Raw genomic sequence first — 26,176 nt, 5'->3', positions numbered from 1 at the left:
GTGCATGCGGCACACTGGACGTTTGGCCAAACGAAAGGGCGCTCGCGTGAACGGTCCCCTCATCGTCCAGTCGGACAAGACCCTCCTGCTCGAGGTCGACCACGAGCAGGCCGACGCCTGTCGCCGTGCGATCGCGCCCTTCGCGGAACTGGAGCGGGCGCCCGAGCACATCCACACCTACCGCGTCACCCCGCTCGGCCTGTGGAACGCCCGCGCCGCCGGGCACGACGCCGAGCAGGTCGTGGACGCGCTCGTGGAGTTCTCGCGCTACCCCGTGCCGCACGCGCTGCTCGTCGACGTCGCCGAGACGATGGCGCGGTACGGCCGCCTCACCCTCTCCAAGCACCCCACCCACGGGCTCGTGCTCACCACCACCGACCGGCCGGTCCTCGAGGAGATCCTGCGCTCCAAGAAGGTGCAGCCGCTCGTCGGTGCCCGGATCGACCCGGACACCGTCGTCGTGCACCCCTCCGAGCGCGGGCAGATCAAGCAGACGCTGCTGAAGCTCGGCTGGCCCGCCGAGGACCTCGCCGGGTACGTCGACGGCGAGGCGCACAAGATCGACCTCGACGAGAGCGGCTGGTCGCTGCGGCCCTACCAGCAGCAGGCCGTCGAGGGCTTCTGGCACGGCGGCAGCGGTGTGGTCGTGCTGCCCTGCGGGGCGGGGAAGACGCTGGTCGGCGCCGGGGCCATGGCGCAGGCCAAGGCCACCACCCTCATCCTCGTCACCAACACCGTCTCCGCCCGCCAGTGGAAGCACGAGCTGGTCAAGCGGACGTCCCTGACCGAGGACGAGATCGGTGAGTACAGCGGTACGAAGAAGGAGATCCGCCCGGTCACCATCGCCACGTACCAGGTGCTGACGACCAAGCGGAAGGGCGTCTACCCGCACCTGGAGCTCTTCGACTCCCGCGACTGGGGCCTCATCGTCTACGACGAGGTGCACCTGCTGCCCGCGCCCGTCTTCAAGTTCACCGCCGACCTGCAGGCCCGCCGCCGCCTCGGCCTCACCGCCACCCTCGTACGCGAGGACGGGCGTGAGTCCGACGTCTTCTCGCTCATCGGGCCCAAGCGGTTCGACGCCCCGTGGAAGGAGATCGAGGCGCAGGGCTACATCGCGCCCGCCGACTGCGTGGAGGTGCGGGTCAATCTGACCGACAGCGAGCGGCTCGCGTACGCCACCGCCGAGGCGGAGGAGAAGTACCGCTTCTGCGCGACGACCGCCACCAAGCGGAAGGTGACGGAGGAGCTCGTCAAGAAGCACGCCGGGGAGCAGACCCTCGTCATCGGGCAGTACATCGACCAACTCGACGAGCTGGGCGAGCACCTGGACGCGCCCGTCATCAAGGGCGAGACGACGAACGCACAGCGCGAGAAGCTCTTCGACGCGTTCAGGGAGGGCGAGATCTCCGTCCTCGTCGTGTCCAAGGTCGCGAACTTCTCCATCGACCTGCCGGAGGCCACCGTCGCCATCCAGGTGTCCGGCACGTTCGGGTCGCGCCAGGAGGAGGCGCAGCGGCTCGGGCGGGTCCTTCGTCCCAAGGCGGACGGCCACGAGGCCCGCTTCTACTCGGTGGTCGCGCGGGACACCATCGACCAGGACTTCGCCGCGCACCGGCAGCGGTTCCTCGCCGAGCAGGGGTACGCGTACCGGATCATGGACGCGGACGAGCTGCTGGCCGGGGGCTGAGGGCAGGAGCGGCTTCCGGTCGGCTCTCCGCGGGCCGTCACCGATCGGTACGCTGGTGAGCTGACGGGAAGCCGATGAACCAGGCGCGTCAGGGGCAAGGAGGGTGTCATGCCGCACCAGGAGATCTACGAGGTGCTCTACACCGAGCCCGCGGCCCAGGACCGTGACCGCCTCGACCCCGTGCGCAGGGCGTCCTTCGACAAGGCCATCGAGATCCTGGCCCGCGATCCGTACACGGAGCGGTCGCGGGCGATCGGCGTGGGTGAGCAGGACCGGGAGATCCGCCTGACCTCACAGATCGTGGCCGAGTACATGGTGTCGCGTGGCCGCCTGCTTCTCGTCGTCCTGCGGGTGTTCGACGACGCGGACATTCTGCTGCCGGAAGGCTGACGCGAGCAGCACCACGCCGAGGAGCGCGTACGGCGACGCCAACGGCTGCTGCCACCACGGCAGACGGAGGTCCAGGTCCCCCTGGTGGGGCAGCAGCCAGAAGGTGCGGGCCGTGAAGAGCACGGCCACGGCCACGGCGAGGCGCGGTCTGCCCTCGGCGATCAGCAGGGCCAGGAGCGGTACGCACCACACCCAGTGATGGGACCAGCTGATCGGGGAGATCAGCAGGGCCGTGAGCGCGGTCAGGAGCAGGGCGCGGGGTTCGCCGGCGGCGCGGCGGGTCAGCCACAGGCCCGCGGCGGCGGTCAGCGCCGCGGGCACGGCCCAGGCGAGGCCGGGTTCCGCCTCGTGCGCGAGCCGGGCCACCAGGCCCCGCAGCGACTGGTTGTCGACGATCCAGGCCTTGCCGACGCGGCCCGTCTCGAAGATCCGCGCGGTCCAGAACTCGACGCTGGCGGCGGGCAGGACGAGCGCGCCGCACACCACGGTCCCGGCGAAGGCGGCCGTGGCGGTGACGGCCTCGCGGACACGTCCGGTGACGAAGAGGTACGCGATGAAGACGGCGGGGGTCAGCTTGATCCCGGCGGCGATCCCGATGGCGACGCCCGTGGCGTTCGTGCGCCCCGCGGCCCCCTTCGGCCTGGTCAGATCCCAGAGGACGAGACAGGCGAGGGCGAGGTTGATCTGCCCGAACAGGACGGTCTGGAAGACGGGTTCGAGCCAGAGGCCGAGGGCGGTGGCGGCGCAGAGGGGCGCGGCGCGGGTGGGCAGGCCGGTCAGCTTGCAGGAGAGGTGGACGAGGAGGGCGAGGAGGGCGACGTTGCCCACGAGGAAGGCGAGCTTGAGGGCGGGGAGGGGGAGCCAGGCGGTGGGGACGAAGAGGACGGCGGCGAACGGCGGGTACGTGGCCGGGAGTTCCCACTCGGTGACGGTGAACCCGTAGAGATCCCCGCCGCGGGCCACGGCGGCCCCTTCGGCCCGGTAGACGAGGGCGTCGGCCATGGGGACGCGCTGGATCACGCAGAGGGCGGCGAGGGCGGAGAGGGAGACGGCGAGGAGAACTCCCGCGGCGGCGGCGCCGGTTCCCGCACGCGCCCCCACCACCGCATCCGTAACCGTATGCGTTCGCCCGCTCACCGTCCGTCGTCTCACGGGAGGGGAGCCTATCCCGACGTGACGTCCGGGCCCGGGCGGACGCGGTACCGTCGGGCGGGGCGAGGTGTCAACGGTGCTGCCCCGGAGGGGACTTCGTGGGGATCGAGAGCGACCAGCTGGTCTACGACTATCTGAGCCGGGTCGGAGACCTGGCCCAGCAGCGGCAGCTGCCGTCGGGCGCCCGGATGCGCCTGGTCGCCGACCTGCGGAACAGGATCGACCGCAGCCGCTCCAAGGCCGTCGTCGACAGCCCCGCCGCCGTCCGCCGCATCCTCGCCCGTCTCGGCACCCCGGAAGAGGTCGTCGAGGCCGCGGACGGCGCCTCCGCGGACGTGTCGGCGGAGGCGGGCGCGAGCACTCCGACCGCCGCCGTACCGGCGCAGCGCGAAGGGGACGGCGCCGCCAAGCGGCTTCGGCGCATGGTGCCCCGGCCCCGCCGCGCCGCTCCGGGGCCCCCGGAGGCCGCCGAGGCCCCGGAAGCCGCCCCGGAGGCCCCCAAAGAGGCGGAACCGCAAGGCCCTTGGGCCTCGCCCCCGCACCTCGCGGGCTCCGACGAGTTGGGGCCGAGCGGCTCCGAGCCCGACTGGTGGCGGGTGGACAGCAGCCCGTTCGGCCTCGCCGACAGCGTCCCCGGCTTCGTCGGCGGCGTGGAGATCCCCGAGATACTCAAGCCCCCGCCGTCCCCGGACGACGCGGACGGCCCCCGTGACCTTCTCCGGAAGAAGGGGGAGGAAGAAGAGGAAGCCGGGGAGGGCGACGCGGACGAGGCGTACGAGGAAGCACGCACGCGGCGCTGGATCCCCCGCCTCCCCGGAGCGTCCGGCGCCGGACTCGGCAACCCGCTGCTCGTCCTCGCCGCCGCCCTGCTGATTGTCGGCGCCGTACTCGACAACTGGCTTGCCCTCGGCGGCGGCTGGCTCATCGCCTACGCCTCCCGCAGACTCACCCGCACCGAGGCCAAGCTGGCCGTGATGGGCCTCCCGGGGCTCGCGGCGGCCGCGGGGATCACCTGGCTGTGGGGGCGCGGCGACGGCCGCTGGGGCGAGCCGATCAGGGACGGCCACATGAGCGACGCCATGGCCGAGACCTGGCCGTGGGTGGTGCGCGGCGCGGCCGTCGCCTCCGCGCTCTTCCTGCTGTGGAGATCGCAGCGGCAACGGCCGTGACGGGCTACTTCGTGAGGTCCTTCTGCATCTCGTCCAGGATCTTGTCCGCCGCCGTGTAGCCGATGCCCTGGATCCACAGCTCGTCCTCGACGGTGTGGACGTTGCCCGACTTCACCGCCTTCATGTTCTTCCACAGGCTGCTGCCCACGGTCTGCGTCTCCTTGGCCTTCTTCGGGTCGCCGTACGTGGACTGGAAGATGACGTCCGTGTCCGCGAGGTCGATCTTCTCGGGGGACAGGTCGTAGGAGAAGCCGTCCTTGGCCTTCGCGGAGATCGGCGCGCGACCGAGGCCCACGTCCTTGAGGATCGTGGCGATGTAGCTCTGCTCGCCGTAGAGGCGGATGTCGGCGCCCTCCATGAAGCGGATGACGTTGACCTTGGTCCGCTTCGCCTTCGCGGGGCCGCCGATGGCCGCCGTGACCTTCCCGGCGTGCGCCTCGTAGTCGGCGACGGCCTTCTCCGCCTCGGCCTGCTTGCCCATCGCGTCGGCGTGCACCTGGAAGTTCTCCTTCCAGGGGTAGCCCGTCGTCTCGGTCATCACCGTCGGCGCGATCCTCTTGAGCTGGTCGTACTTCGCGGCGTGCCGGATCTTGGAGGTCAGGATCAGGTCGGGCTTGAGCTCGGCGATGGCCTCCATGTTCGGGTTCAGCATCTCGCCGACGTCCTTGATGCCGCTGACTTTGTCCTTGGGCAGGTAGCTCAGGAAGCCCGACTCCGCCTCGACGTGCGTGGAGCCGACCGGCTTCACACCCAGCGTGATCGCGGAGTCCAGCTCGGCGGTGTCGAGGACGACCACGCGCCGAGGGCTGACGGGGACCTCGACGTCCCCCATCGCCGTCTTGACCGTACGGGTCTTTCCCGAGCCCGCGGAGCCCGCGCCGGAGTCCGACGAGCCGCAGGCGGTCAGCGCGAGCGCGCCGGTCAGGGCCAGGGAGCCGGTGAGCAGCGCGCGACGGTGCGGCGGGGTGCGGAAGCGGGTCATGGGGACGCCTTTCATGAGGTCAGGCGGGGGAGGGGGCGGGAGCGGCGGCGGACCACGGCGCCCCGGGGACGACCAGCGGGGAGCCGGTCACGGGGTCGGGGACCACCACGCACTCCAGGCCGAAGACCTCGCGTACGAGGCCCTCGGTGACGACCTTCGAGGGCGCGCCCTCGGCGACGACCTCGCCGCTCTTCATGGCGACGAGGTGGTCGGCGTAGCGCGCCGCCTGGTTCAGGTCGTGCAGGACGACGACGACCGTGCGGCCGCGGTCGTGGTTCAACTGACGTACCAGATCGAGGACTTCGACCTGGTGGGAGATGTCCAGATACGTCGTGGGCTCGTCCAGGAGCAGCAGGTCCGTGTCCTGGGCGAGCGCCATCGCGATCCAGACGCGCTGGCGCTGGCCGCCCGACAGCTCGTCGACGGAGCGTGAGGCGAGCGCGGCGACGTCGGTGCGTTCCATCGCCTCCGTCACCGCCTTCTCGTCCTCGTCGGACCACTGCTGCCACCAGTGCTGGTGGGGCTGGCGGCCGCGCGCGACGAGGTCGGCGACGGTGATCGCCTCGGGCGCCACGGGCGTCTGCGGGAGCAGCCCGATCTGCTGGGCGATCCTCTTGGTGGGGAGCTTGGCGAGCGCCTCGCCGTCCAGCAGGACCGCGCCGCTCTTCGGCTTCAGCAGCCGGCCGAGCGCACGCAGCGTCGTGGACTTGCCGCACGCGTTGGGGCCGACGATCACGGTGACCTTGCCGTCGGGGATCGCGAGGTCGAGGCGGTCGACGACCGTGCGGTCCTCGTAGGCGAGGGTCAGCTCGCGGGCCGTGAGGCGGGCCGAGCGATCGGGGCGCGCGTCAGCGCTCGCCGGGGGGCGGTGGCCGGGCGACGGGCGGGCGGTCACGACGTGCCTCCATTGCGGACGGAACGGCTGCGGATGATGAGCCAGATCAGGTACGGCGCTCCGACAGCCGCCGTGAGGACGCCCACGGGCAGCTCGGTCGGCGCGAACACCCGGCGGGCCAGCAGGTCGGCCAGGACCACGATCAGGGCACCCAGGAGCGCCGAGCACAGCAGCGGGATCTGCGCGGTGCGGGTGAGGCGGCGGGCGATCTGCGGGGCGAGGAGCGCCACGAAGTCGACGGGGCCGGCGGCGCCGGTCGCCACCGAGGCGAGGACCACGCCGAGCAGGACGAGCCCGAGGCGTACGCGTCCCAGGCGCACCCCGAGGGCCGTCGCCGTGTCGTCGTCCATGGTGACCGAGCGCTGGGCGCGGGCCGCCCAGAGGACGAACGGGAGCAGGACGAGCAGGGTCAGGCCGAGCGGGTTCGCCTCGGCCCAGCCGCGGCCGTTGAGGGAGCCCGTCATCCAGATCTGGGCCTGCTGGGCGACGAGGTAGTCGCCCTTCGTCATGAAGAGCGTCGTCACCGAGCGCAGGGCGATGGCGAAGCCGATGCCGATCAGGACGAAGCGGGTGGCGTGCAGGCCGCCGCGCCACGCGAAGACGTACACGAGCGCGGCCGCGGCGATGCCGCCGGCCACGGAGAGGTAGGGGAGGACCGTGTACGAGGTGACGCCGAAGGTCATCGCGCCGACGGTGAGCGCGCTCGCTCCCTGGCTGATGCCGATGATGTCGGGGCTGGCGAGGGGGTTGCGGGCCACGGTCTGGATGAGCGCGCCCGCCACCCCGAACGCGGCACCGACGAGCAGGCCCACCACCATGCGGGGTTCGCGCAGCGTGCCCACGACCAGCTCGTCGGCCGAGGGCTGCCCGAAGACGACCTTGAGGGCCTCGACGGGCCGCACGAAGGACTCACCGACACAGAGGTAGGCGAGACAGCTCGCGGCGAGCAGCAGGGCGAGGCAGGCCGCGACCGCGGCGGCGCGGCGGTGGACGAGGAAGGCGGCCTTGCGCACGCGGAGAACGGCGTACCCGGCGGGCCTGACCGGAGGCCGTGCGGTGGTCACCGCGCTCACGCCGCCACCGCCTTCCGGCGCACCAGGGTCACCAGGAACGGCACCCCGATCAACGCGGTCATCACACCCGCGGGCACCTCACTGGGCGGGAACACGATCCGCCCCACCGTGTCGGAGACCAGCAGCATCACGGGCCCGAGCACCGCCGCCATCGGCAGCACCCAGCGATGGTCACTGCCCACGATCGCGCGGGCGATGTGCGGCACGGCGAGCCCGATGAAGGCGATGGGCCCGGCGGCGGCCACGCCCGCGCCGGTCAGGATCGTCGCGCCGAGCCCGCCGACGATCCGTACCGTCGCGACGTTCTGGCCGAGCCCCTTCGCCACGTCCTCGCCGAGCGCGAGCGCGTCGAGGCCGCGCGCGACCGCGAGGACGAGCACCAGACCCACGAGCAGGAACGGCCAGATCTGGCCGACGATCTCGGCGTCGCGCCCGGAGAGCGAGCCCACCTGCCAGAAGCGGAACTCGTCGAGCGCGGACGCCTTGGTGGTGAGGATCGCGGTCGTCACGGAGACCAGCAGCGCGTTGATCGCGGCGCCGCCGAGCGCGAGCTTCACCGGGGTCGCGCCGCCCCGCCCGCTGGACGCGATGGCGTAGACGGCGACCGAGGCGAGCCCCGCGCCGGCGAACGCCCACCACACGTATCCGGTCAGGGTGTGCACCCCGGCGAAGGCGATGGCGAGGACGACACCCACCGAAGCGCCCTGGCTGATGCCGAGGATGCCGGGGTCGGCGATCGGATTGCGGGTGATGCCCTGGAGGACCGTGCCGGCGAGGGCGAGCGCGGCGCCCACCATCAGGCCGATCACGGTGCGTGGCACTCGCATCTCACGGATCACTTCGGCGGAGTCGCTGTGCCCGCCGTGCAGCAGCGCGTCGAGGACGGCGGACGGCGCGATCGCGCGGGCGCCGACGGCGAGGCTGAGCAGGACCGCGAGCAGCAGGGCCACGACGGCCGCCGTCATCACGGCAGCGCGTCTGACGGGCACACGCATCGGCTGAGCTCGTTTCACGGGGAGTGACGGGGAGTGACGAGGTGGGGACGGAGTCGGTAAGGCTTGGCTAAGTCTACGGGCGGGCGGGTTTGCGGCCCTCGGCACAATGGGCGCATGACCTCACGCGCGTTGACCGTCGGCTTCGACCTCGACATGACCCTCATCGACTCCCGGCCCGGCATCAGGGCGGCCTACCGGGCGCTCTCCGCGCGGACGGGTGCGTACATCGACGCCGACCTCGCCGTGACGCGGCTCGGGCCGCCGCTGGAGGAGGAGTTGCGGCACTGGTTCCCCGAGGCGGAGATCCAGGAGATGGGCGATCTCTACCGTGAGATCTATCCCACACACGCCATAGAGCCGACGCTCGCGATGCCCGGCGCCCGCGAGGCCGTCGCGGCGGTCCACGCGCACGGCGGGCGGGCGATCGTGGTGACCGCCAAGCACGAGCCGAACGCGAAGCTGCACCTGTCGCACCTCGGCATCGAGGCCGACGCGGTCATCGGCTGGCTGTGGGCGGAGGCGAAGGCCGAGGCACTGCGCGAGCACGGTGCGTCGGCGTACGTCGGGGACCACACCGGGGATGTACGCGGCGCGCGTACGGCGGGCGCGCTCTCCGTGGCGGTCGCGACCGGGCCGTGCGACGCAGCGGAACTGCGCGCGGCGGGCGCGGACGTGGTCCTCGGCGATCTGACGGAGTTCCCGGCCTGGCTGGATGCGTACGTCGCCGGTGGTGCCGCTAGGTAGCGTTGGTTTTCGCCTGGCTTCGCTGTACCGCGATGCCGCGCAGCACTCCGGCCGCGGCGATGAGGAACCCGACGCCCATCAGCATGCACACCGCGTACGCGATGGACGGAAAGGGATCGGTGCCCAGGAACAGCGGGGCCACGGTGACCAGTGTGGCCACGGCCCCGACGAAGAAGACGATTGCTCCGGTCCGGACCATGCCGTCGCCCGGGCCGGTGGAATTCGCTTGGGTTTTGTCACGCACCCGACCAGGGTAGTTCCCAGCGCGTAGGAAGAATCCGGGGACGTCTTGTCACCGGCCCACGGACCAATAGTCTTGGTGCCGGCGGGTCGGGCGACCCGCTGTAGTGCTATCCAGAGCCGTTTTGCCCGTCGTACCGGACGGGCGGATGCGGCATAGACGAGTACGACGAGTACGAGGACGAGGACTTCACGTGCCTACCGGCAAGGTCAAGTGGTTCAACAGCGAGAAGGGCTTCGGCTTTCTCTCCCGCGACGACGGCGGCGACGTCTTCGTGCACTCCTCCGTACTGCCCGCCGGCGTCGACACACTCAAGCCGGGCCAGCGTGTGGAATTCGGTGTGGTCGCGGGGCAGCGCGGCGACCAGGCCCTGTCGGTGACGATCCTCGACCCGACCCCGTCGGTGGCGGCCGCGCAGCGCCGCAAGCCGGACGAACTGGCGTCGATCGTCCAGGACTTGACGACGCTGCTCGAGAACATCACGCCGATGCTGGAGAAGGGCCGCTACCCCGACAAGGCGTCCGGCGCGAAGATCGCGGGGCTCTTGCGAGCGGTAGCGGATCAGCTGGACGTCTGATGCACAGGGGCTCCGCCCCGGACCCCGGTCCTCAATCGCCGGACGGGCTGATTCCTCAGGGGAACCTCAGCGCGTCCGGCGCCAGGGCGGGGACAAGCCCCTCCGCGGCCGCCCGCGTCAGCAGCCCGCGCACGGCTGCGTAGCCGTCCTCGCCGAGGTCCGCCGTGAACTCGTTCACGTACAAGCCGATGTGCTGGTCCGCGACCGCCGGGTCCATCTCCTGGGCGTGCTCCAGGACGTACGGCCGCGAGGCCTCCGGGTCGTCCCAGGCCATGCGGACCGAGGCGCGGGCGGCGTCCGCGAGGGAGCGCAGCAGGTCCTCGCCAAGGGATCGCCTGGCGATGATCGCGCCCAGCGGGATGGGCAGCCCGGTCGTGGCCTCCCAGTGCTCGCCCATGTCGGCGAGGCGGTGCAGGCCGTAGTTCTGGTACGTGAAGCGCGCCTCGTGGATGACCAGGCCCGCGTCGACCTTGCCGTCGCGCACCGCGGGCATGATCTGGTCGAAGGGCAGTACCACGATCTCGCCGACGCCACCGCCGGAGAGCGTGTCCGCGGCCCAGAGCCGGAAGAGCAGGTACGCCGTCGACTTCTCGCTGGGCACGGCCACCGTCTTGCCGGTGAGGTCGACGCCGGGCTCGCGCGTCAGGACGAGGGGCCCGCAGCCGCGGCCGAGCGCGCCGCCGCAGGGCAGCAGCGCGTACTCGTCGAGGACGTAGGGGAGTACGGCGTACGACACCTTCAGGACGTCCAGGTCGGACGCCTGCGCGGAGGACGCGGCGCGCTCCGCGATGCCGTTGGTGATGTCGATGTCCGCGAACGTGACGTCCAGTGCGGGGGCGCCCGGCACCCGGCCGTGCGCCCAGGCGTCGAAGACGAACGTGTCGTTGGGGCAGGGCGAGTACGCGATGCGCAGCGGGCGGTCGAGGGCCGTGGCCTGGGGCTCAGTCATGTGTGTTCCAACTCCTCAGTACCGGCGCGAACTTCCCGAACGCGTCGCTCAGCGCGGTCAGCGCGTCGCCGATCCGCCAGGCGGCGCGGTCGCGCGGGCCGACGGCGTTGGAGACCGCGCGGACCTCCAGGACGGGCAGGCCGTGCAGGGCGGCCGCCTCGGCGACGCCGAAGCCCTCCATCGCCTCGGCCAGGGCGCGCGGATGGCGCAGCCGCAGTTCGGCGGCGCGCTCGGCGGAGCCGGTCACGGTGGAGACGGTGAGGACGGTGCCCCGCGCGGCACCGCAGGCGTCGGCCACGTCCCGTACGAGGGAACGCGGCGGACGGTGGGTGACGGCGCCGAAGCCGAGCTCGGTGACGGGCGCGAAGCCGTCGGGGGTCTCGGCGCCCAGGTCGGCGACGGTGATCTCGTCGGCGACGACGACCGAGCCGAGCGGCGCGTCGGGCGCGAAGCCGCCGCCGATGCCCGCGGAGATCACGAGGTCGTACGCCTGGTCGTGCTGTGCGGCGACGCCCAGGTGCAGGGAGGTCGCGGCCGCCGCGGCGGCGGGGCCCACCCCGACGGTGACCACGTCGACGCCGCTGTCCGCGGGCAGCCCCCGTGCCACCGCCTCCAGCTCGGCTGGGACGGCGGTGGCGACGAGGACGCGCGGACCGGACGGTGCGGCCACGGTCAGGAGTCGGAGTCCTTCTCGAACTTGAACGACCACAGGCCGGTCGCCTTCTGCGTGCCGCCCTTGCCGCCCTCGAGGAGGCTGACGGTCGACTTGCTGCCGCCACCGCCGTACTGCTGGTTGAAGAAGACGCTGCCCGGGATGACCACGTAGGTCTTCTTGCTGGCCTCGGTCAGCGGCTGACCGTTCATCAGCAGCGTCCAGCCCTTCTCGGCGATCTCCGGGTCGACGCCGAAGCGGACCTTCTCGTCGGGATCGACCTTGATGGACTTGACGTCCTTGTCCATCAGGCAGGACTTCAGCTGGGAGTCCTTGAGCTCCTTGCCGTCGTTGTAGCAGGAGGCTTCCGTGTTCACCGACTTGCTGCCGACCGTCACGGTGGCCAGCGGCGTCGGCTTGTCACAGGCCGAGAGGACGAGGAGTCCGGCGGAGACGGCGCCAAGGGCGGCCACGGTGCGGCGGCGACGGGCCGCGCTGTTCACATTCGCGGCTCCGCCGCGGAGCAGGGAGGTCATGGCCGAAGGCTATCGGGCGCGTCGGGGGGTCGGGTTACGTGGGGGTCGCGGGCGTGCCGCTCACGCCACCCGGGGGCTTCTCGCGCCGCCCTGACGGCCCGACGCGAGAAGCCCCCGTACGGTCGAGAGCCAGCCGACCGCGACGATGCCCGCGGCCACCGACAGGCCGAGCGTGCCGATCAGCGGCAGGGCGATGCCGATGCCGCCGCCGACCACCCAGGCCATCTGGAGCAGCGTCTCGGAGCGGGCGAAGGCGGAGGTGCGGACCTGCTCGGGGACGTCCCGCTGGATCAGCGCGTCCAGGGACAGCTTCGACAGGGCCTGCGCGAAGCCCGCGCACGCGCCGAGGACGGCGACGGCCACCGCCCCGAAGAACACCGCGGCCGTGACCGCCACGCCCAGGACCACCGCGACGACGGTCACGATGATGACCTCAGGGGCCCGCGACTTCAGCCAGGCGCCGACGGCCGTACCGAGCGCGTTGCCCGCGCCCGCCGAGACGCCGACGATGCCGAGGGAGACCGCCGCGCTCTGCCCGGTGAGCGGGTGCTCGCGCAGCAGGAACGCGAGGAAGAAGATGAGGAAGCCGGAGAGACAGCGCAGCGAGGCGTTGGCGGCGAGGGCGTGGGTGACGGCCGGGCCGACCGTACGCAGCCCGAGGCGGCGTTTGCGGGTGGTGTCGGCGGAGGCCTCGGCGCGGGCGTGCAGGTGCAGGTGCTCCTCGTCGGCGGCGAGCAGGGCCTTCGCCTCGCCCTTGGCCGAGTCGACCTTGTGCGGCAGCGAGAACGACAGGAACATCCCGGACACGAAGATCACGAAGGCGCCGTACAGCGGCCAGCGCGGCCCGACGGCCTGCAGCCCGGCCCCGACGGGGGCGGCGACGGCGGTGGCGAGCAGACCGCCGAGCGTGACCCGCGAATTGGCCTTCACGAGGGAGAAGCGCGGCGGCAGGAGTCTTGGCACGACGGCGCTTCTGACCACGCCGTACGCCTTGGAGGCGACGAGGACGCCGAGTGCCGCGGGGTAGAGCTCGACGCTGCCGGTGACGACCGCGCCCGAAAGGACGAGCGCGAGCAGGGCGCGGGCCAGCATCGCGCCGGCCATCGCGGCGCGGCGGCCGTGCGGGAGCCGGTCCAGGAGCGGGCCGATGACGGGGGCGAGGAGCGTGAACGGCGCCATCGTGATGGCGAGGTAGAGGGCGACGCGGCCGCGGGCCTCGTCGGTGGGCACCGAGAAGAAGACGGTGGAGGCGAGCGCGACGGTGATCATCACGTCCCCCGCGCCGTTCACCGCGTGCAGCTCGATCAGCTTGCCGAGCCCCGATTCGCCGGCGCCGTGGGCGTGGGTCGCCTTGCGGATTCCCCTGGCCGTGCCGGTGAAGGGGAAGTGCAGGGCCCGGCCCAGCGCACGCGCGGTCCGTCTCGCCGGTCCCGGCGAGACGGTTCCTACGGACGTCGACCTGGTGGGGGCCACCTCGTCATAGTGCCCCCTCGGGGGGTCGACTAGTGCGGATACGGGATGTGAGCCGTGCCGCGCCTGTGCCGTGGACGTTCCGTGGAGGCTCGTGGGCGGGTTCGGAGGCGTTCGGGGGAGCGGCGCGGGAGGTCGTCGCGTACGTCGGTGTAGGCCCACGGGCCGGGAGAAGGTAGCGTGCGTAGCGCGCCTGCGGCGGTTGTTCTTGGCCGCGCGCCTCTCGGTCATCCCGCAGAATGGATGACGTAGGTGCGCCCGAGGACGTCGGGCGCGGACGTTGACGCGGCCCGCCCCCAGCGCTTGAAGAGCCTGGGAGGTGCCCCTGCCGCTCCGTCCGTGCCCCCGCGTAAGGGTGGCGCACTCGTGAGACGGCGTAGGAGAGAAGCGATACTTGTGAGCGCAGCGACAACGCGAAGCCGTACCCCGCGCACCCCGCGTACCCCCGACCGCCTGTGCGCCGAGGCGGTGGGGTTGGCGCGTGCCGCGGCCGAGGAGGCCGCCGCGCCCGGTGTGGTCGGTGAGCACGTCGAGGTCGTCGTGGAGGGCGACCGTGTCGTCACGCACCTCTTCGAGTGCAAGGAGTTCGGCTACCGCGGCTGGCGCTGGGCGGTGACGGTGGCCCGTGCCTCGCGGGCGAAGGTCGTCACGCTCGACGAGACGGTGCTGCTTCCGGGCCCCGACGCGCTCCTCGCCCCCGAGTGGGTGCCGTGGAGCGAGCGGCTGCGGCCGGGTGACATGGGCCCCGGCGACCTGCTGCCGACGGACGCGGAGGATCTGCGTCTGGAGCCCGGTTTCTCCGGCGAGGAGGAGCCGCCGCCGAACTCCGTGGTGGCGCAGGCCGTGTCTTCTCAGGAGCTGGCGGAGCTCGTCGAGGCGGAGGACGCCGAGGTCACGGCGGGGCCGCCGGCCGATCTGCCGGTCGCGCCCGCGCGCGGCTCGATCGCGGCGGTCGCGGACGAGCTGGGCATGCGGCGGGCGCGGGTCCTTTCGCGCTACGGGCTGCATGTCGCCGCCGATCGCTGGGACGAGGCGTACGGCGCGAAGACCCCGATGGCGCAAGCGGCCCCTGCGGGGTGCGCGAGCTGTGGGTTCCTGTTGCCGATCGGCGGCTCGCTCGGGCAGGCGTTCGGGGTCTGTGCCAATGAGTTCGGCCCGGCGGACGGTCGGGTGGTCTCCCTGTCGTACGGGTGCGGTGGGCACTCGGAGGCCGCGGTCATGCCGAAGCCGCCGCGGCCTGCGCCGCCGGTTCTCGACGAGACGAAGGTGGACGTCCTGCCGCTGCGGCCGGCGGCGGACTCCGGCTCGGTGAGCGCGGAGGGGCCCGGCGAGGACCTCGGCCACAGCTAGCCCTGTCGGGCGTTGTCGTGCGTGCCCGGTTGCTTCGGGTGCGGTGGGGCCGAGGACCCGTCCTGCGCCGTCGTGCTTCCGCGTCGCCGCTTCGCGGCGTTTTCCCCACCCGCCCGCCCTTCTGACGGCGGGTAAACGGGTGGGTGGGCAAGCGCCGCGCAGCGGCGAAACGTGGGCGCGGGCCGCAGGCCCGCCGGAGCCCCTCGCGGGACGCGGTAGCGTTCCGGCGCAGAGTCACCGCCCGAGCCAGCGCAGCGCCACCGCAGAGGAGAGCAGACCACCGTGAGCAAGACCGTGCGGCCGGCGGCCGAGGGCACCGACCCCTTCGGCACCGCCCGCCTCCGCCGCGGAGTCCTCGACGCCTGGGCAGCCGCCCCGGCCCGCTTCCGTGAGGACGCCAACGCCGAGGAGGACCTCGCCCTCGGCGGCTACCGCGACCGCCTCGTCGTCGAGCTCGCCCAGAACGCCTCCGACGCCGCCGCCCGCACGGGCGTCCCCGGACGCCTCGCCCTGACCCTGCGCGACGGAGTCCTCGCCGCGGCCAACCGCGGCGCCCCCCTCGACGCCGCCGGCGTCGAGTCCCTCTCCACCCTCCGCGCCTCCGCGAAGCGGGAGGCACACGAGACGGGCACGGGCGCGAGCACGAGCGTCGGCCGCTTCGGCGTCGGGTTCGCCGCCGTGCTCGCCGTCACCGACGAACCCGCCGTCGTCGGCCGCACCGGCGGCGTCCGCTGGTCCCTGTCCGAGGCCCGCGAACTCACCGCGGAGACCGCCCGGTTCAGCCCCGGCCTCGGCGACGAGGTGCGGCGCAGGGACGGCCACGTACCGCTGCTCCGCCTCCCGATGGCCGCCGAGGGCACCGCCCCCGACGGCTACGACACCGTCGTCATCCTGCCCCTGCGCGACGCCGCCGCGGAGGACCTGGTGGCCCGCCTCCTCGACGGCGTGGACGACGCCCTGCTCCTCGCCCTCCCCGGGCTCGAAGAAGTCAGCATCCACACCCCCGACGGCGCCACCCGCACCCTGCGGCGCCGCTCCGAGGCCCCGTACACCGTCGTCGAGGACAGCCGTGACGGCACCACGCGCTGGCGCACCGTCAGCAGGCAGGGCCCGCTCGACGCCGCCCTGTTGAAGGACCGGCCCGTCGAGGAGCGGCTGCGCCCGCACTGGTCCGTCACCTGGGCCGTGCCCGCGGGACCCGACGGCGCCCCGGAGCGCCCCCGCACCACCCCCGTCGTGCACGCGCCGACGCCGAGTGACGAGCCGCTGGGCGTACCGGCGCTGCTCATCGCGTCGTTCCCCCTGGACACCGCCCGGCGGCACGTCGCGGCCGGGCCCCTCGCCGACTTCCTGGTGGAGCGCGCGGCCGACGCGTACGTCGAACTCCTCGCCGACTGGCGGCCGGTGGGGGAGGGGATCATCGGTCTCGTGCCGGGCCCGCTCGGCAAGAGCGAGGTCGACGGCGCGCTGCGCCACGGCATCCTGGAGCGGCTGCCGCGCACCGCCTTCCTGCCGCCCGCCCTGCCCCGGGCGGAAGGCGACGAGGACGAGCTCCCGGAAGTCCTGCGGCCCCGTGACGCGGAGGTCGTGGAGGGCGCGGGGGCCGACACCGTACGGGTCCTCGCCGAGGTGCTGCCGAGCCTGCTGCCCGCGGGCCTCGAACGCCGCGCCGAGCTGCGCACCCTCGGCGTCGCCCGGGTCCCGCTGACCGAGGCGATCGACCGCCTCGCCGGTCTGGAGAAGGAGCCGGACTGGTGGCGGCGGCTGTACGACACCCTGGCCGGGGTCGACCCCGACCGGCTCTCCGGGCTTCCGGTGCCGCTGGCCGACCGGCGTACGACGATCGGGCCGCGGCAGGTGCTGCTCCCGTCGCCCGGTGACGAGCGCGACCCCGCCTCCCTCGCCCGGCTCGGCCTGAAGGTCGCCCACCCGGACGCCGCCCACCCCCTGTTGGAGAAGCTCGGCGCGCTGCCCGCGACGCCCCGCGCCGTGCTCACCACGCCGCAGGTGCGCGCCGCCGTGGCCGCCTCCCTCGACGACGACACCTGGGACGAGGAGGCGCTGGACGCCGAGGAGTTGGCGGACGTCGTGCTCGGTCTCGTGCGGGACGCGAACCTCGCGCCGGGCGACGAGCCGTGGCTCGGCGCCCTCGCCCTGCCCGACGAGGAGGGCGAGCTCGCGCCCGCCGGTGAGCTCGTGCTGCCGGGGAGCCCGTTCGCCGAGGTCATGCGCGAGGACGAACTTGCCCTCGCCGACCAGGAGTTGGCCGACCGCTGGGGTGAGCAGCCGCTGGCGGCGTGCGGCGTGCTCGCCACCTTCGCCCTTGTGCGCGCCACCGACGTCGTCCTGGACCCCGACGAACTGGAGCCCCGCGAGGGCGACTTCGCCGAGCCGGACGACGCGGGCCTCCTGGACGCCGTGGACGTGTGGTGCGAGGACGTGCTCGACCGGCTGCCGGACACCCCGGTGCCGCCCGTGGCCACGGAGATCGTCGCCGTACGGGATCTCGACCTGGTCGACGACGCCTGCTGGCCGCAGGCCCTTGTGATGCTCTCGCGGCCGCCGCTGCGCGACGCGCTGACACAGCCGCTGCGGGTGCTGCTTCCGGACGGCACGACGGAGACCGTCCGCTCGTACACGGCGTGGTGGCTGCGCGGCAATCCGGTCCTCGGCGGCCGCCGTCCCGCAGGGCTGCGCGCGGAGGGCGGCGATCCGCTCCTCGTGGGCCTGTACGACGCCGCGGACGCGTCCGGCTTCGGCGACGAGCAGGTGCTGCGGGCCCTCGGCGTACGGACCTCCGTCGGCGCCCTCCTGGAGGAGCCCGGCGGCGCCGCCGAGCTGCTCGACCGTCTCGCGGACCCGGAGCGGACCGTTTCCGCCGCTCAACTGCACGCCCTGTACGGCGCCCTGGCGGATCTCGACCCGCAGCAGGTGACGCTCCCCGACGAGCTGCGCGCGGTGGTGGACGGCGAGGTCGTGGTGGTCGACGCGGCGGACGCGGTGGTCGCCGACGCCCCCGACCTGCTGCCGCTGGCCGACGGCGTGGCGCTGCTGCCCGTGGCGCCCCGCAAGGCCGGGGACCTGGCGGAGCTGTTCCAGGTGCGGCGGTTGAGCGAGACGGCGGCCGTCGAACCGGCGGGCGAGGGTGTCGAGCACGCGGTGCCGGAGTCGGTGCGGATCCTGCTCGGGGCGGCGACCCCGGAGACGTACGTCGAGCACGAGGAGCTGGTCGCGGGCGGCGTGGAGCTGGACTGGCGGCGCACCCCGGACGGCACGGTGCACGCGGCGACGCTGGAGGGCGTCGCGGCGGGGCTCGCCTGGGCGGCGGGTCAGTGGCCGCGCCGCTTCGAGGTGGCGGCGCTGCTCGAAGATCCCTCGCGGACCGAGGAGTTGGCGCGGGACCGCTGGTTCGACTGACGGAATGCCCGGTTCCGTCCCGCCGAATGGGACGGAACCGGGCGTTCCATTACCCGGTCACGAATTCTTCATCACCTGTACAACCAGTCGTCCCTGTCGAGGGTCTGATCTTGCGAGTCAACAGACTCCTAGATCATTCGGGACTCGCGTGACGGCAGTCGCAATGCACCGCGAGCTCCCTTTGCAACAGGGGAAACAACATGCGTATCCGTGCCACTGTGGCCGCCGTTTCCGGCGCCCTGGCCCTTTCCGCCCTCGCTGTTCCCGCCGCGACCGCGGCCGACGGGCCGAGCGCCCCGAACCTCTCCCCGTTCGTCGCGAACGCCCCGTCCGCCGCGGGCGCTTCCGACACCAAGGTCACGAAGGTCGTCGTCAACGGCGGCAAGGACATCGTGGTCGGCACCACGAAGACGAAGTTCGTCAAGGTCGCGGTCACCCTGACCGACCCCGACGGCATCAAGGACTCCATCGGCTTCCTGTGGCACGGCAGCGACTTCGAGACGAAGATCGACGGCGCCATCACCCCGCCGGACGGCGTCCAGGACGCCGACTGCGTCAAGGCGGACGAGACCACCTCGACCTGCACGATCGAGATCATCGCCAACCCGAACGACAACATCTACGGCAACCTCCTCGCGGGCAAGTGGAAGGTCGCCGTGGGCGCTGTGGACGGCAAGGACAACGAGTTCTTCGTGGAGAACTTCCAGTCCCACTCGGTCAAGCGCGCCGCCAAGCTGACCACCAACGCCTCCCCGGAGCCCATCAAGAAGGGCAAGACCCTCACCGTCACCGGCGCCCTGACCCGCGCCAACTGGGACACGCAGAAGTACGCGGGCTACACCAAGCAGGACGTGAAGCTGCAGTACAAGAAGAAGGGCGCCAGCAGCTACACGACCCTCAAGACCATCAAGTCCGACACCAAGGGCAACCTGAAGACCACGGTGACGGCCTCCGCGGACGGCTACTACCGCTACGTCTTCGCCGGCACGTCCACGACCCCGGCCGTCACCTCGACGAGCGACTTCGTGGACGTCCAGTAGGCGACGTCCAGTAGCGGTCCCTATGCCGGGAACCGGCGGTCCACCCAGCGGTAGATGAGTTCGATGGCCCCCGCGGCCACCGCCGCGATCGCGACCGCCGCCCACGGCATCGTCGTGCCCACCAGCTTCAGCTGGAAGAAGTCCTGGAGCCAGGGCACGGTCAGGACGAGCAGGAAGCCGAGACCCATCGCGCCGATCAGGCAGATCCGCCACCACGTGTAGGGGCGGGCGATGATGGCGAGCACCCACATGGCGATCAGGAACAGCGCCAGGGTCGCCGCGCTGGTCTCGGCTTCCCGCGCGCCCGCGCCCTCGTAGTGGTGCCGGGCCAGGAGGTACGTCGCGAAGGTCGCGAGGCCCGCGACGACGCCGCCCGGAATGGCGTACCGCATGACCCTTCGTACGAAGTGGGGCTTGGCCCGCTCCTTGTTGGGGGCGAGGGCCAGGAAGAACGCGGGGACGCCGATGGTGAGGGTGGAGAGCAGCGTCAGGTGGCGCGGCAGGAAGAGGTACTCGACCTGTGAGCAGACCACCAGCAGCGCGATGATCACCGAGTAGACGGTCTTCACCAGGAACAGCGTGGCGACGCGCGTGATGTTGCCGATGACGCGGCGTCCCTCCGCGACCACCGAGGGCAGCGTCGCGAAGCTGTTGTTGAGGAGCACGATCTGGGCCACGGCCCGCGTCGCCTCCGAGCCCGAGCCCATCGAGACGCCGATGTCGGCGTCCTTCAGGGCCAGCACGTCGTTCACGCCGTCGCCGGTCATCGCGACCGTGTGGCCGTGCGACTGGAGGGCGCCCACCATGTCCCGCTTCTGCTGCGGGGTGACCCGGCCGAAGACGGTGTGGTCGTCCAGGGCCTTCGCCATCTCCTCCTTGTCGGTGGGCAGGCGGCGCGCGTCGACGGTGTTCTCCGCGCCGGGCAGGCCGAGCTTGCCCGCGACGGCGCCCACCGAGACGGCGTTGTCACCGGAGATGACCTTGGCGGCGACGTCCTGCTCCTCGAAGTAGCGCAGGGTGTCGGCGGCGTCGGGGCGAAGGCGCTGCTCCAGGACGACCAGCGCGGTGGCCTGTGCCCCGGCGGCCACCTCGGGGTCGTCGAGGTCGCCGGCCGCGCGGGCGAGGAGCAGCACGCGCAGGCCCTGGTGGTTGAGCTCCTCGATCTCGGCGAGGGACGGGTCGCCGTCGGGAAGCAGCACGTCGGGCGCGCCGAGCAGCCACGTCGACGCGGTGCCGTCGCCCTCGCTGAAGGAGGCGCCGCTGTACTTGCGGGCGGAGGAGAAGGGCAGGGACTCCGTGCAGCGCCAGTCCTCGCTGTCGGGGTAGGCGTCGATGATCGCCTGGAGCGAGGCGTTGGGCCGCGGGTCGGATTCGCCGAGGGCGCCGAGGACCGTGCGGACGTAACTCTCGTCGCTGCCGTTCAGAGGGCGCAGCTCGGTGACGTCCATGCCGCCCTCGGTGAGGGTGCCGGTCTTGTCGAGGCAGACCGTGTCGACGCGGGCCAGGCCCTCGATCGCCGGGAGCTCCTGCACGAGGCACTGCTGGCGGCCGAGCCTGATCACGCCGATCGCGAAGGCCACGGAGGTCAGGAGCACCAGCCCCTCGGGGATCATCGGGACGATCCCGCCGACCGTGTAGGCGATGGACTCCTTGAAGTTGTCGTCCTTGACGACGAGCTGGGAGATGACCAGGCCGATGGAGGTCGGGATCATCAGCCACGTCACGTACTTGAGGATCGTGGAGATGCCGGAGCGCAGCTCGGAGTGGACGAGCGTGAAGCGGCTGGCCTCCTCGGCGAGCTGCGCGGCGTACGCCTCGCGGCCGACCTTGGTGGCGGTGAACGCGCCGCCGCCCGCGACGACGAACGAGCCGGACATCATCTTGTCGCCGGGCTTCTTGATGACCGGGTCGGCCTCACCGGTCAGGAGCGACTCGTCGACTTCGAGGCTGTCGGTCTCCACGGCCTCGCCGTCGACCACGATCTTGTCGCCGGGGCCGAGCTCGATGACGTCGCCGAGGACGATCTCGGAGGTGGAGACCTCGGTGGCCCTGCCGTCGCGCCGCACGGTCGGCTTGGCCTCACCGATGACCGCGAGCCCGTCCAGGGTCTTCTTGGCGCGCCACTCCTGGATGATGCCGATGCCGGTGTTGGCGACGATCACGAAGCCGAAGAGGCTGTCCTGGATCGGTGCGACGAACAGCATGATCACCCAGAGCACGCCGATGATCGCGTTGAAACGGGTGAAGACGTTGGCCCGGACGATCTCGCTCAGGGAGCGCGAGCTGCGTACGGGTACGTCGTTGACCTCGCCGCGAGCGACCCGCTCGGCGACCTCCGCGGTGGTCAGGCCGGTGGCCCGGGTCGGGGGCGGCACCGGGTGGACCGGGTCGAGTTCGGCGCCCGCGTCGATATGCGTCATGCATTCGACGGTAAGCGGGGTCCGTGGGCTTCACCCCTTGAATGCCCCAAAGATCCGACCACGGTAGGACGTGTCCCGTCCCGTGGTTGTACGGACTACCGCGGCTGCGGCTCCCCCGAAGGGACCTTCGCCCTCTTGATCGCGGCGTCGCGCCCCCGTACGTACCAGACGCCGACGAGCCCGAGCCCGCCGCCGGCCAGACAGGTCCAGATCCACCAGGTCGCGTCGCGGTCGTCGAACCAGCCGTAGAACGGGAGCTGGGCCAGGAAGAGGACGAACCAGAGGATCGTGCCGCCCGTGATGGTGGCGACCACGGGCCCCTCCAGGGGCTCCGGCGCCTCGTGCTTAGGGGTCCACTTCGCCATGCGTACAGCTTACGAGGCGCGGGCATCGCCCCTTACACCCCTTGTGCCTCAAGGGTCTACGCGCGGAGATAGCGATTTCCGCCTCATGTATTCATACTGAAACCGCTCGTTAATGGCCGGTTGCTTTCGTACGAAGTTCCAAATCGACCGGAAGTAAATGCTTAACGATCTTTCCCTTCCCTGAGTTCACGAGGTCCCGCATGCCTTCCTCGGCCACTGCCCCGGTCGACGCCAGCAAAGAGCCGCCGCAGCCCCCGAAGAACGGGCTCGACGCGTACTTCAAGATCTCCGAGCGGGGGTCGACGCTCGCCCGCGAGGTGCGCGGCGGCTTCGCCACCTTCTTCGCGATGGCCTACATCATCGTGCTGAACCCGATCATCCTGGGCAGCGCGAAGGACATGTACGGGCATCAGCTCGACAACAAGCAGCTGGTCACCGCGACCGTGCTGACGGCGGCCTTCACCACGCTCCTCATGGGCGTCATCGGCAACGTCCCGATCGCGCTCGCCGCGGGCCTCGGCGTGAACACCGTGGTCGCCCTGCAGCTCGCGCCCCGCATGTCGTGGCCCGACGCGATGGGCATGGTCGTCCTCGCGGGCTTCGTCGTGATGCTGCTGGTCGCGACCGGTCTGCGCGAACGCGTGATGAGCGCCGTGCCGCTCGGGCTGCGCAAGGGCATCGCGATCGGCATCGGCCTCTTCATCATGCTGATCGGCCTCGTCGACTCCGGCTTCGTCTCGCGTATCCCGGACGCCGCGCACACCACCGTCCCGCTGCAGCTCGGCGGCGACGGACACCTCAACGGCTGGCCCGTCCTCGTCTTCGTGCTCGGCGTGCTGCTCACCCTGGCCCTCATGGTGCGCAAGGTCCCCGGCGCCATCCTCATCAGCATCGTCGTCATGACGATCGTCGCGATGATCATCAACTCCGTCGCGGACATCCCCTCCTGGGGTCTGACCAGCCCGGAGTGGCCCGGCAACCCGGTCTCCACCCCGGACTTCGGGCTCGTCGGCGAGATCAGCGTCTTCGGCGGCTTCGAGAAGGTCGGCGTCCTGACCGGCATCCTCTTCGTCTTCACCGTGCTGCTCTCGTGCTTCTTCGACGCGATGGGCACGATCATGGGCATCGGCGACGAGGCCGGGCTGACCGACGACAAGGGCAACATGCCCGGCATCAACAAGGTGCTCTTCGTCGACGGCATCGCGGTCGCCGCGGGCGGCGCCTCGTCCTCCTCGGCCACCACCTGCTTCGTGGAGTCCACGGCGGGCGTCGGCGAAGGAGCCCGCACGGGCTTCGCGAACGTCGTCACGGGCGGGCTCTTCGCGGTGGCGCTGTTCCTCACGCCGCTCGCCACGATGGTCCCGTCCCAGGCGGCCACGCCCGCGCTGCTCGCGGTGGGCTTCCTGATCCTCTCCGGGTCCATCCGGGAGATCGACTGGAGCGACTACACGATCGCGATCCCCGCGTTCGTGACGATGCTGATGATGCCGTTCACGTACTCGATCACGAACGGCATCGGCATGGGCTTCATCGCCTTCACCGTGCTGCGCCTGGCCGCCGGCCGCGGTCGTGAGGTGCCGGTGGCGATGTACGTGGTGTCGGCGGTGTTCGCCTTCTACTACCTGATGCCGGCGCTGAACCTGACGTAAGGGCGCCCCGAAGGGGCGCGGGGAACCGCGCGACCGGCCCCCGCCGACCCGCAGATGTCACACGGCCCTGTAGAACTTCTCCGTCTCCTCGACGGACGTCGCGAAGCGTTCGTCGAAGTCGTCCCGAATGAGCGTCCGGACCACATAGTCCTGGACGCTCATTCCTCTTTTCGCGGCGTGCTGCCGGAGCCGGTCGAGCAGCTCACCGTCTATCCGCAGGCTGAGCACTGTCGATCCCATGCGAGACAGGGTCCACGGGCTCCGAGGGCGGATGCGTCGCTTTCTGAAGTCGCCTCACTCATATGGGTGACGAAAGGGTTCGGTGTCCGAGTCACGGGAAACCGAGTGGTCTTTAGCGAGGGTAATGAGTTACGCTAACAAACATGCCGGACCTCTCCCATGGTGACGACGCCGTCGCCGTGAACGCCTTGCGCTCCGCTGTGATGCGCCTGTCCCGTCGACTCAAGCACCAGCGCGTCGACGAGTCGCTGAGCCCCACCGAGATGTCGGTGCTCGGCACCCTTGCCCGCTGCGGCAGCGCCACTCCGGGCGAGCTCGCCCGCAAGGAGCACGTGCAGCCGCCGTCGATGACCCGCATCGTCGCCCTGCTCGAGGCCAAGGGGCTTGTCCGTCTTGAGCCGCACCCCGAGGACCGCCGCCAGAAGGTGGTGACCCAGACCGAGACCGCCGAGGCCATGCTCGAGGAGAGCCGCCGCAAGCGGAACGCCTGGCTGGCCGGTCTGGTCGAGCACCTCGACGAGGACGAGTGGGAGCGGCTGCGCGCGGCCGCACCCGTCCTGGAGAAGCTCGCGCACCTGTAGTCCCGCGGCACCCCGCGGGCACTCCCGCACCGCCCGCGGGAGACGTACGTACGCCAAGGAGGCGAACCCACTTTGAGTACGGGACCCGGAGCAGACTCCGCCCCCGCACCAACCGCCCTCGACAAGACCATCCGCCCCAAGACCTCGATGTTCAGCTCGCTGAAGATCCGCAATTACCGGCTCTTCGCGACCGGTGCCGTCGTCTCCAACACCGGCACCTGGATGGCCCGCATCACCCAGGACTGGCTGGTGCTGAGCCTCACCGGGTCCTCCGCGGCCGTCGGCATCACCACGGCCATGCAGTTCCTGCCGATGCTGCTCTTCGGCCTGTACGGCGGCGTGATCGCCGACCGGTTCGCCAAGCGCAACCTGCTCTTCCTCACCCAGGGCGCCATGAGCCTCAGCGGGCTCTTCCTCGCCGCGCTCACGCTCAGCGGCCACGTCCAGGTCTGGCACGTCTACTTCGCGGCCTTCTTCACCGGCCTCGTCACCGTCGTCGACAACCCGACCCGGCAGTCCTTCGTCTCCGAGATGGTGGGCCCCGACCAGGTCCGCAACGCCGTCTCGCTGAACTCCGCGAACTTCCAGTCCGCGCGGCTCATCGGCCCCGCCGTGGCGAGCGCGCTGACCGCGGCCGTCGGGCCCGGCTGGGCGTTCCTCGCCAATGGCCTGTCCTTCCTCGCCCCGCTCACCGGCCTGATGCTGATGCGCACCAGCGAGCTGCACCACACCGCGCGGGGGCCGCGCGGCAAGGGGCAGCTGCGGGAGGGCCTGAATTACGTGTCGAAGAACCCCGAGCTGATCTGGCCGATCGTCCTCGTCGGCTTCGTCGGCACGTTCGGCTTCAACTTCCCGATCTGGCTGAGCGCCTTCGCGGACGACATCTTCCACGGCGGCGTGGGGATGTACGGGCTCTTCAACACCCTGATGGCGATCGGCTCGCTGGCCGGCGCGCTGCTCGCCGCGCGGCGCGGCACCTCGCGGCTGCGGCTGCTCGCCGGGGCGGCCGTCGCCTTCGGCGTGCTGCAGATCGTCGCGGCCTTCGCGCCCGACCTGTGGCTGTTCGTCGCGCTGATCGTCCCGATCGGCATCCTCGGCCTGACGGTGAACGTCACCGCCAACTCCTCGGTCCAGATGGCCACGGACCCGGAGATGCGGGGCCGTGTCATGTCGCTGTTCATGATGGTCTTCACCGGCGGTACGCCGCTCGGCGGGCCGCTCTTCGGCTGGCTCGCCGACGCCTACGGCGTCCGGGTCAGCATGGCCGTCGGCGGCCTCGTCTGCGCGCTCGCCGCGGTGGGCGTCGGCCTGATGCTGGGGCGCGCCGCGAACCTGCGGCTCAAGGTGGACCTGCGCCGCGGCCGGCAGCACGTGCAGTTCGTGCCGAGGGAGCGGGAGCTGGCGACGGCGGCGTGACGCCGTGCGGGGCGCGGGCGCGCGGGGGGCCGGGTCTGGGTACGCCGCATCACGTCCTCGGACGTCCGCGGGTGCGTCGTGGCTGGTCGCGCCCCGCGGCGGAGCCGCATATGTCAGGGCCCCGCGCCCCTGCGGGGGCGCGGCCGAACCGCAGCGGACTTCACTGAGGTCGCTTAGCGTCTC

24 protein-coding genes are annotated in these 26,176 nt (G+C 71.7%); 11 read left to right on the top strand and 13 right to left on the bottom strand.

Annotation, left to right across the window (positions count from 1 at the left end):
• The first annotated feature begins 46 nt into the window (after positions 1–46).
• Positions 47–1,690: a DNA repair helicase XPB gene (locus ACZ4D5_RS34620; RefSeq protein ID WP_467776451.1), complete on the top strand. Its 1,644-nt coding sequence runs from the start codon at positions 47–49 to the stop codon at positions 1,688–1,690.
• 108 nt (positions 1,691–1,798) lie between these two features.
• Complete coding sequence (locus tag ACZ4D5_RS34615) at positions 1,799–2,080, top strand: hypothetical protein (RefSeq protein ID WP_467776450.1); 282 nt, start codon at positions 1,799–1,801, stop codon at positions 2,078–2,080.
• Here ACZ4D5_RS34615 and ACZ4D5_RS34610 read toward each other — a convergent pair.
• Complete coding sequence (locus ACZ4D5_RS34610; RefSeq protein ID WP_467776449.1) at positions 1,982–3,181, bottom strand: glycosyltransferase 87 family protein; 1,200 nt, start codon at positions 3,179–3,181, stop codon at positions 1,982–1,984. The genes ACZ4D5_RS34615 and ACZ4D5_RS34610 overlap by 99 nt on opposite strands.
• A gap of 149 nt (positions 3,182–3,330) precedes the next feature.
• On the opposite strand from ACZ4D5_RS34610, the gene ACZ4D5_RS34605 reads away from it, so the two are divergent.
• Positions 3,331–4,401: a hypothetical protein gene (locus ACZ4D5_RS34605; RefSeq protein WP_467776448.1), complete on the top strand. Its 1,071-nt coding sequence runs from the start codon at positions 3,331–3,333 to the stop codon at positions 4,399–4,401.
• 4 nt (positions 4,402–4,405) lie between these two features.
• Here ACZ4D5_RS34605 and ACZ4D5_RS34600 read toward each other — a convergent pair whose 3' ends face one another.
• The 4 genes from ACZ4D5_RS34600 to ACZ4D5_RS34585 form a co-directional block, all read right to left on the bottom strand.
• Positions 4,406–5,383, bottom strand: coding sequence for an ABC transporter substrate-binding protein (locus ACZ4D5_RS34600; protein ID WP_467776447.1), 978 nt, complete (start codon positions 5,381–5,383; stop codon positions 4,406–4,408).
• A 19-nt stretch (positions 5,384–5,402) separates the two neighbouring features.
• Positions 5,403–6,191: an ABC transporter ATP-binding protein gene (locus ACZ4D5_RS34595; RefSeq protein WP_467776637.1), complete on the bottom strand. Its 789-nt coding sequence runs from the start codon at positions 6,189–6,191 to the stop codon at positions 5,403–5,405.
• A gap of 83 nt (positions 6,192–6,274) precedes the next feature.
• On the bottom strand, positions 6,275–7,351 hold the full coding sequence (locus ACZ4D5_RS34590; protein WP_467776446.1) for a FecCD family ABC transporter permease: 1,077 nt from the start codon (positions 7,349–7,351) through the stop codon (positions 6,275–6,277).
• Entirely contained in the window at positions 7,348–8,346 is a 999-nt protein-coding gene (locus tag ACZ4D5_RS34585) for a FecCD family ABC transporter permease (RefSeq protein ID WP_467776445.1), read from the bottom strand. Before ACZ4D5_RS34585 ends, ACZ4D5_RS34590 begins: the two co-directional genes overlap by 4 nt.
• Positions 8,347–8,460: 114 nt before the next feature.
• On the opposite strand from ACZ4D5_RS34585, the gene ACZ4D5_RS34580 reads away from it, so the two are divergent.
• On the top strand, positions 8,461–9,090 hold the full coding sequence (locus tag ACZ4D5_RS34580) for an HAD family hydrolase (RefSeq protein ID WP_467776444.1): 630 nt from the start codon (positions 8,461–8,463) through the stop codon (positions 9,088–9,090).
• Here the strand turns inward: ACZ4D5_RS34580 and ACZ4D5_RS34575 are convergent.
• Positions 9,083–9,334, bottom strand: coding sequence for a hypothetical protein (locus ACZ4D5_RS34575; RefSeq protein WP_467776443.1), 252 nt, complete (start codon positions 9,332–9,334; stop codon positions 9,083–9,085). The two genes, ACZ4D5_RS34580 and ACZ4D5_RS34575, sit on opposite strands and share 8 nt — an antisense overlap.
• Before the next feature lie 190 nt (positions 9,335–9,524).
• Here ACZ4D5_RS34575 and ACZ4D5_RS34570 point away from each other — a divergent pair, with 190 nt between their 5' ends.
• On the top strand, positions 9,525–9,908 hold the full coding sequence (locus tag ACZ4D5_RS34570; protein WP_055701393.1) for a cold-shock protein: 384 nt from the start codon (positions 9,525–9,527) through the stop codon (positions 9,906–9,908).
• 55 nt (positions 9,909–9,963) lie between these two features.
• Here the strand turns inward: ACZ4D5_RS34570 and ACZ4D5_RS34565 are convergent, their stop codons facing one another.
• From ACZ4D5_RS34565 to ACZ4D5_RS34550, 4 genes are read right to left on the bottom strand one after another with little or no spacing between them, the layout of a single operon-like run.
• Positions 9,964–10,857 (bottom strand): 1,4-dihydroxy-6-naphthoate synthase, encoded by an 894-nt coding sequence (locus ACZ4D5_RS34565; RefSeq protein WP_467776442.1) that lies wholly within the window; start codon positions 10,855–10,857, stop codon positions 9,964–9,966.
• Positions 10,850–11,566 (bottom strand): futalosine hydrolase, encoded by a 717-nt coding sequence (locus ACZ4D5_RS34560; protein ID WP_467776441.1) that lies wholly within the window; start codon positions 11,564–11,566, stop codon positions 10,850–10,852. Before ACZ4D5_RS34560 ends, ACZ4D5_RS34565 begins: the two co-directional genes overlap by 8 nt.
• Positions 11,530–12,045 (bottom strand): DUF2771 domain-containing protein, encoded by a 516-nt coding sequence (locus ACZ4D5_RS34555; RefSeq protein ID WP_362341077.1) that lies wholly within the window; start codon positions 12,043–12,045, stop codon positions 11,530–11,532. Before ACZ4D5_RS34555 ends, ACZ4D5_RS34560 begins: the two co-directional genes overlap by 37 nt.
• Before the next feature lie 60 nt (positions 12,046–12,105).
• The gene (locus tag ACZ4D5_RS34550) at positions 12,106–13,518 is read right to left on the bottom strand and encodes an MFS transporter (protein ID WP_467776440.1); all 1,413 of its coding nucleotides are present in this window, start codon (positions 13,516–13,518) and stop codon (positions 12,106–12,108) included.
• Positions 13,519–13,911: 393 nt separating this feature from the next.
• Here ACZ4D5_RS34550 and ACZ4D5_RS34545 point away from each other — a divergent pair, with 393 nt between their 5' ends.
• From ACZ4D5_RS34545 to ACZ4D5_RS34535, 3 genes are all read left to right on the top strand, one after another.
• Positions 13,912–14,865, top strand: coding sequence for a DUF3027 domain-containing protein (locus ACZ4D5_RS34545; protein ID WP_467776439.1), 954 nt, complete (start codon positions 13,912–13,914; stop codon positions 14,863–14,865).
• A gap of 282 nt (positions 14,866–15,147) precedes the next feature.
• Positions 15,148–18,282 (top strand): sacsin N-terminal ATP-binding-like domain-containing protein, encoded by a 3,135-nt coding sequence (locus ACZ4D5_RS34540; protein ID WP_467776438.1) that lies wholly within the window; start codon positions 15,148–15,150, stop codon positions 18,280–18,282.
• A 200-nt stretch (positions 18,283–18,482) separates the two neighbouring features.
• The gene (locus tag ACZ4D5_RS34535) at positions 18,483–19,322 is read left to right on the top strand and encodes a calcium-binding protein (protein ID WP_467776437.1); all 840 of its coding nucleotides are present in this window, start codon (positions 18,483–18,485) and stop codon (positions 19,320–19,322) included.
• A 20-nt stretch (positions 19,323–19,342) separates the two neighbouring features.
• Here ACZ4D5_RS34535 and ACZ4D5_RS34530 read toward each other — a convergent pair whose 3' ends face one another.
• Together ACZ4D5_RS34530 and ACZ4D5_RS34525 are read right to left on the bottom strand one after the other, a co-directional pair.
• Positions 19,343–21,742: a cation-translocating P-type ATPase gene (locus tag ACZ4D5_RS34530; protein WP_467776436.1), complete on the bottom strand. Its 2,400-nt coding sequence runs from the start codon at positions 21,740–21,742 to the stop codon at positions 19,343–19,345.
• 95 nt (positions 21,743–21,837) lie between these two features.
• Positions 21,838–22,107 (bottom strand): DUF2530 domain-containing protein, encoded by a 270-nt coding sequence (locus ACZ4D5_RS34525; RefSeq protein WP_467776435.1) that lies wholly within the window; start codon positions 22,105–22,107, stop codon positions 21,838–21,840.
• Positions 22,108–22,307: 200 nt separating this feature from the next.
• Here ACZ4D5_RS34525 and ACZ4D5_RS34520 point away from each other — a divergent pair, with 200 nt between their 5' ends.
• Complete coding sequence (locus ACZ4D5_RS34520; RefSeq protein ID WP_467776434.1) at positions 22,308–23,756, top strand: NCS2 family permease; 1,449 nt, start codon at positions 22,308–22,310, stop codon at positions 23,754–23,756.
• A gap of 57 nt (positions 23,757–23,813) precedes the next feature.
• On the opposite strand, the gene ACZ4D5_RS34515 is transcribed toward ACZ4D5_RS34520, so the two are convergent.
• On the bottom strand, positions 23,814–23,996 hold the full coding sequence (locus ACZ4D5_RS34515) for a ribbon-helix-helix protein, CopG family (RefSeq protein WP_467776433.1): 183 nt from the start codon (positions 23,994–23,996) through the stop codon (positions 23,814–23,816).
• Between the two features lie 143 nt (positions 23,997–24,139).
• Here ACZ4D5_RS34515 and ACZ4D5_RS34510 point away from each other — a divergent pair, with 143 nt between their 5' ends.
• On the top strand, positions 24,140–24,577 hold the full coding sequence (locus ACZ4D5_RS34510) for a MarR family winged helix-turn-helix transcriptional regulator (protein WP_362341058.1): 438 nt from the start codon (positions 24,140–24,142) through the stop codon (positions 24,575–24,577).
• 72 nt (positions 24,578–24,649) lie between these two features.
• Positions 24,650–25,993, top strand: a complete 1,344-nt coding sequence (locus ACZ4D5_RS34505; RefSeq protein WP_467776432.1) for an MFS transporter — start codon at positions 24,650–24,652, stop codon at positions 25,991–25,993.
• Positions 25,994–26,176: the final 183 nt, after the last annotated feature.

The organism is Streptomyces sp. NPDC025651, assembly GCF_055558735.1.
The sequence above is the reverse complement of the archived record's forward strand: the minus strand, read 5'-3'. Positions and strand labels throughout refer to the sequence as shown.

What these genes read in the sequence shown, in the direction of transcription:
- ACZ4D5_RS34615 (WP_467776450.1), top strand. Translation starts at nt 1,799, where the DNA reads ATGCCGCACCAGGAGATCTACGAGGTGCTCTACACCGAGCCCGCGGCC.
- ACZ4D5_RS34600 (WP_467776447.1), bottom strand. Translation starts at nt 5,383, where the DNA reads ATGACCCGCTTCCGCACCCCGCCGCACCGTCGCGCGCTGCTCACCGGC.
- ACZ4D5_RS34585 (WP_467776445.1), bottom strand. Translation starts at nt 8,346, where the DNA reads ATGCGTGTGCCCGTCAGACGCGCTGCCGTGATGACGGCGGCCGTCGTG.
- ACZ4D5_RS34580 (WP_467776444.1), top strand. Translation starts at nt 8,461, where the DNA reads ATGACCTCACGCGCGTTGACCGTCGGCTTCGACCTCGACATGACCCTC.
- ACZ4D5_RS34565 (WP_467776442.1), bottom strand. Translation starts at nt 10,857, where the DNA reads ATGACTGAGCCCCAGGCCACGGCCCTCGACCGCCCGCTGCGCATCGCG.
- ACZ4D5_RS34555 (WP_362341077.1), bottom strand. Translation starts at nt 12,045, where the DNA reads ATGACCTCCCTGCTCCGCGGCGGAGCCGCGAATGTGAACAGCGCGGCC.
- ACZ4D5_RS34535 (WP_467776437.1), top strand. Translation starts at nt 18,483, where the DNA reads ATGCGTATCCGTGCCACTGTGGCCGCCGTTTCCGGCGCCCTGGCCCTT.
- ACZ4D5_RS34530 (WP_467776436.1), bottom strand. Translation starts at nt 21,742, where the DNA reads ATGACGCATATCGACGCGGGCGCCGAACTCGACCCGGTCCACCCGGTG.
- ACZ4D5_RS34525 (WP_467776435.1), bottom strand. Translation starts at nt 22,107, where the DNA reads ATGGCGAAGTGGACCCCTAAGCACGAGGCGCCGGAGCCCCTGGAGGGG.
- ACZ4D5_RS34520 (WP_467776434.1), top strand. Translation starts at nt 22,308, where the DNA reads ATGCCTTCCTCGGCCACTGCCCCGGTCGACGCCAGCAAAGAGCCGCCG.
- ACZ4D5_RS34515 (WP_467776433.1), bottom strand. Translation starts at nt 23,996, where the DNA reads ATGGGATCGACAGTGCTCAGCCTGCGGATAGACGGTGAGCTGCTCGAC.
- ACZ4D5_RS34510 (WP_362341058.1), top strand. Translation starts at nt 24,140, where the DNA reads ATGCCGGACCTCTCCCATGGTGACGACGCCGTCGCCGTGAACGCCTTG.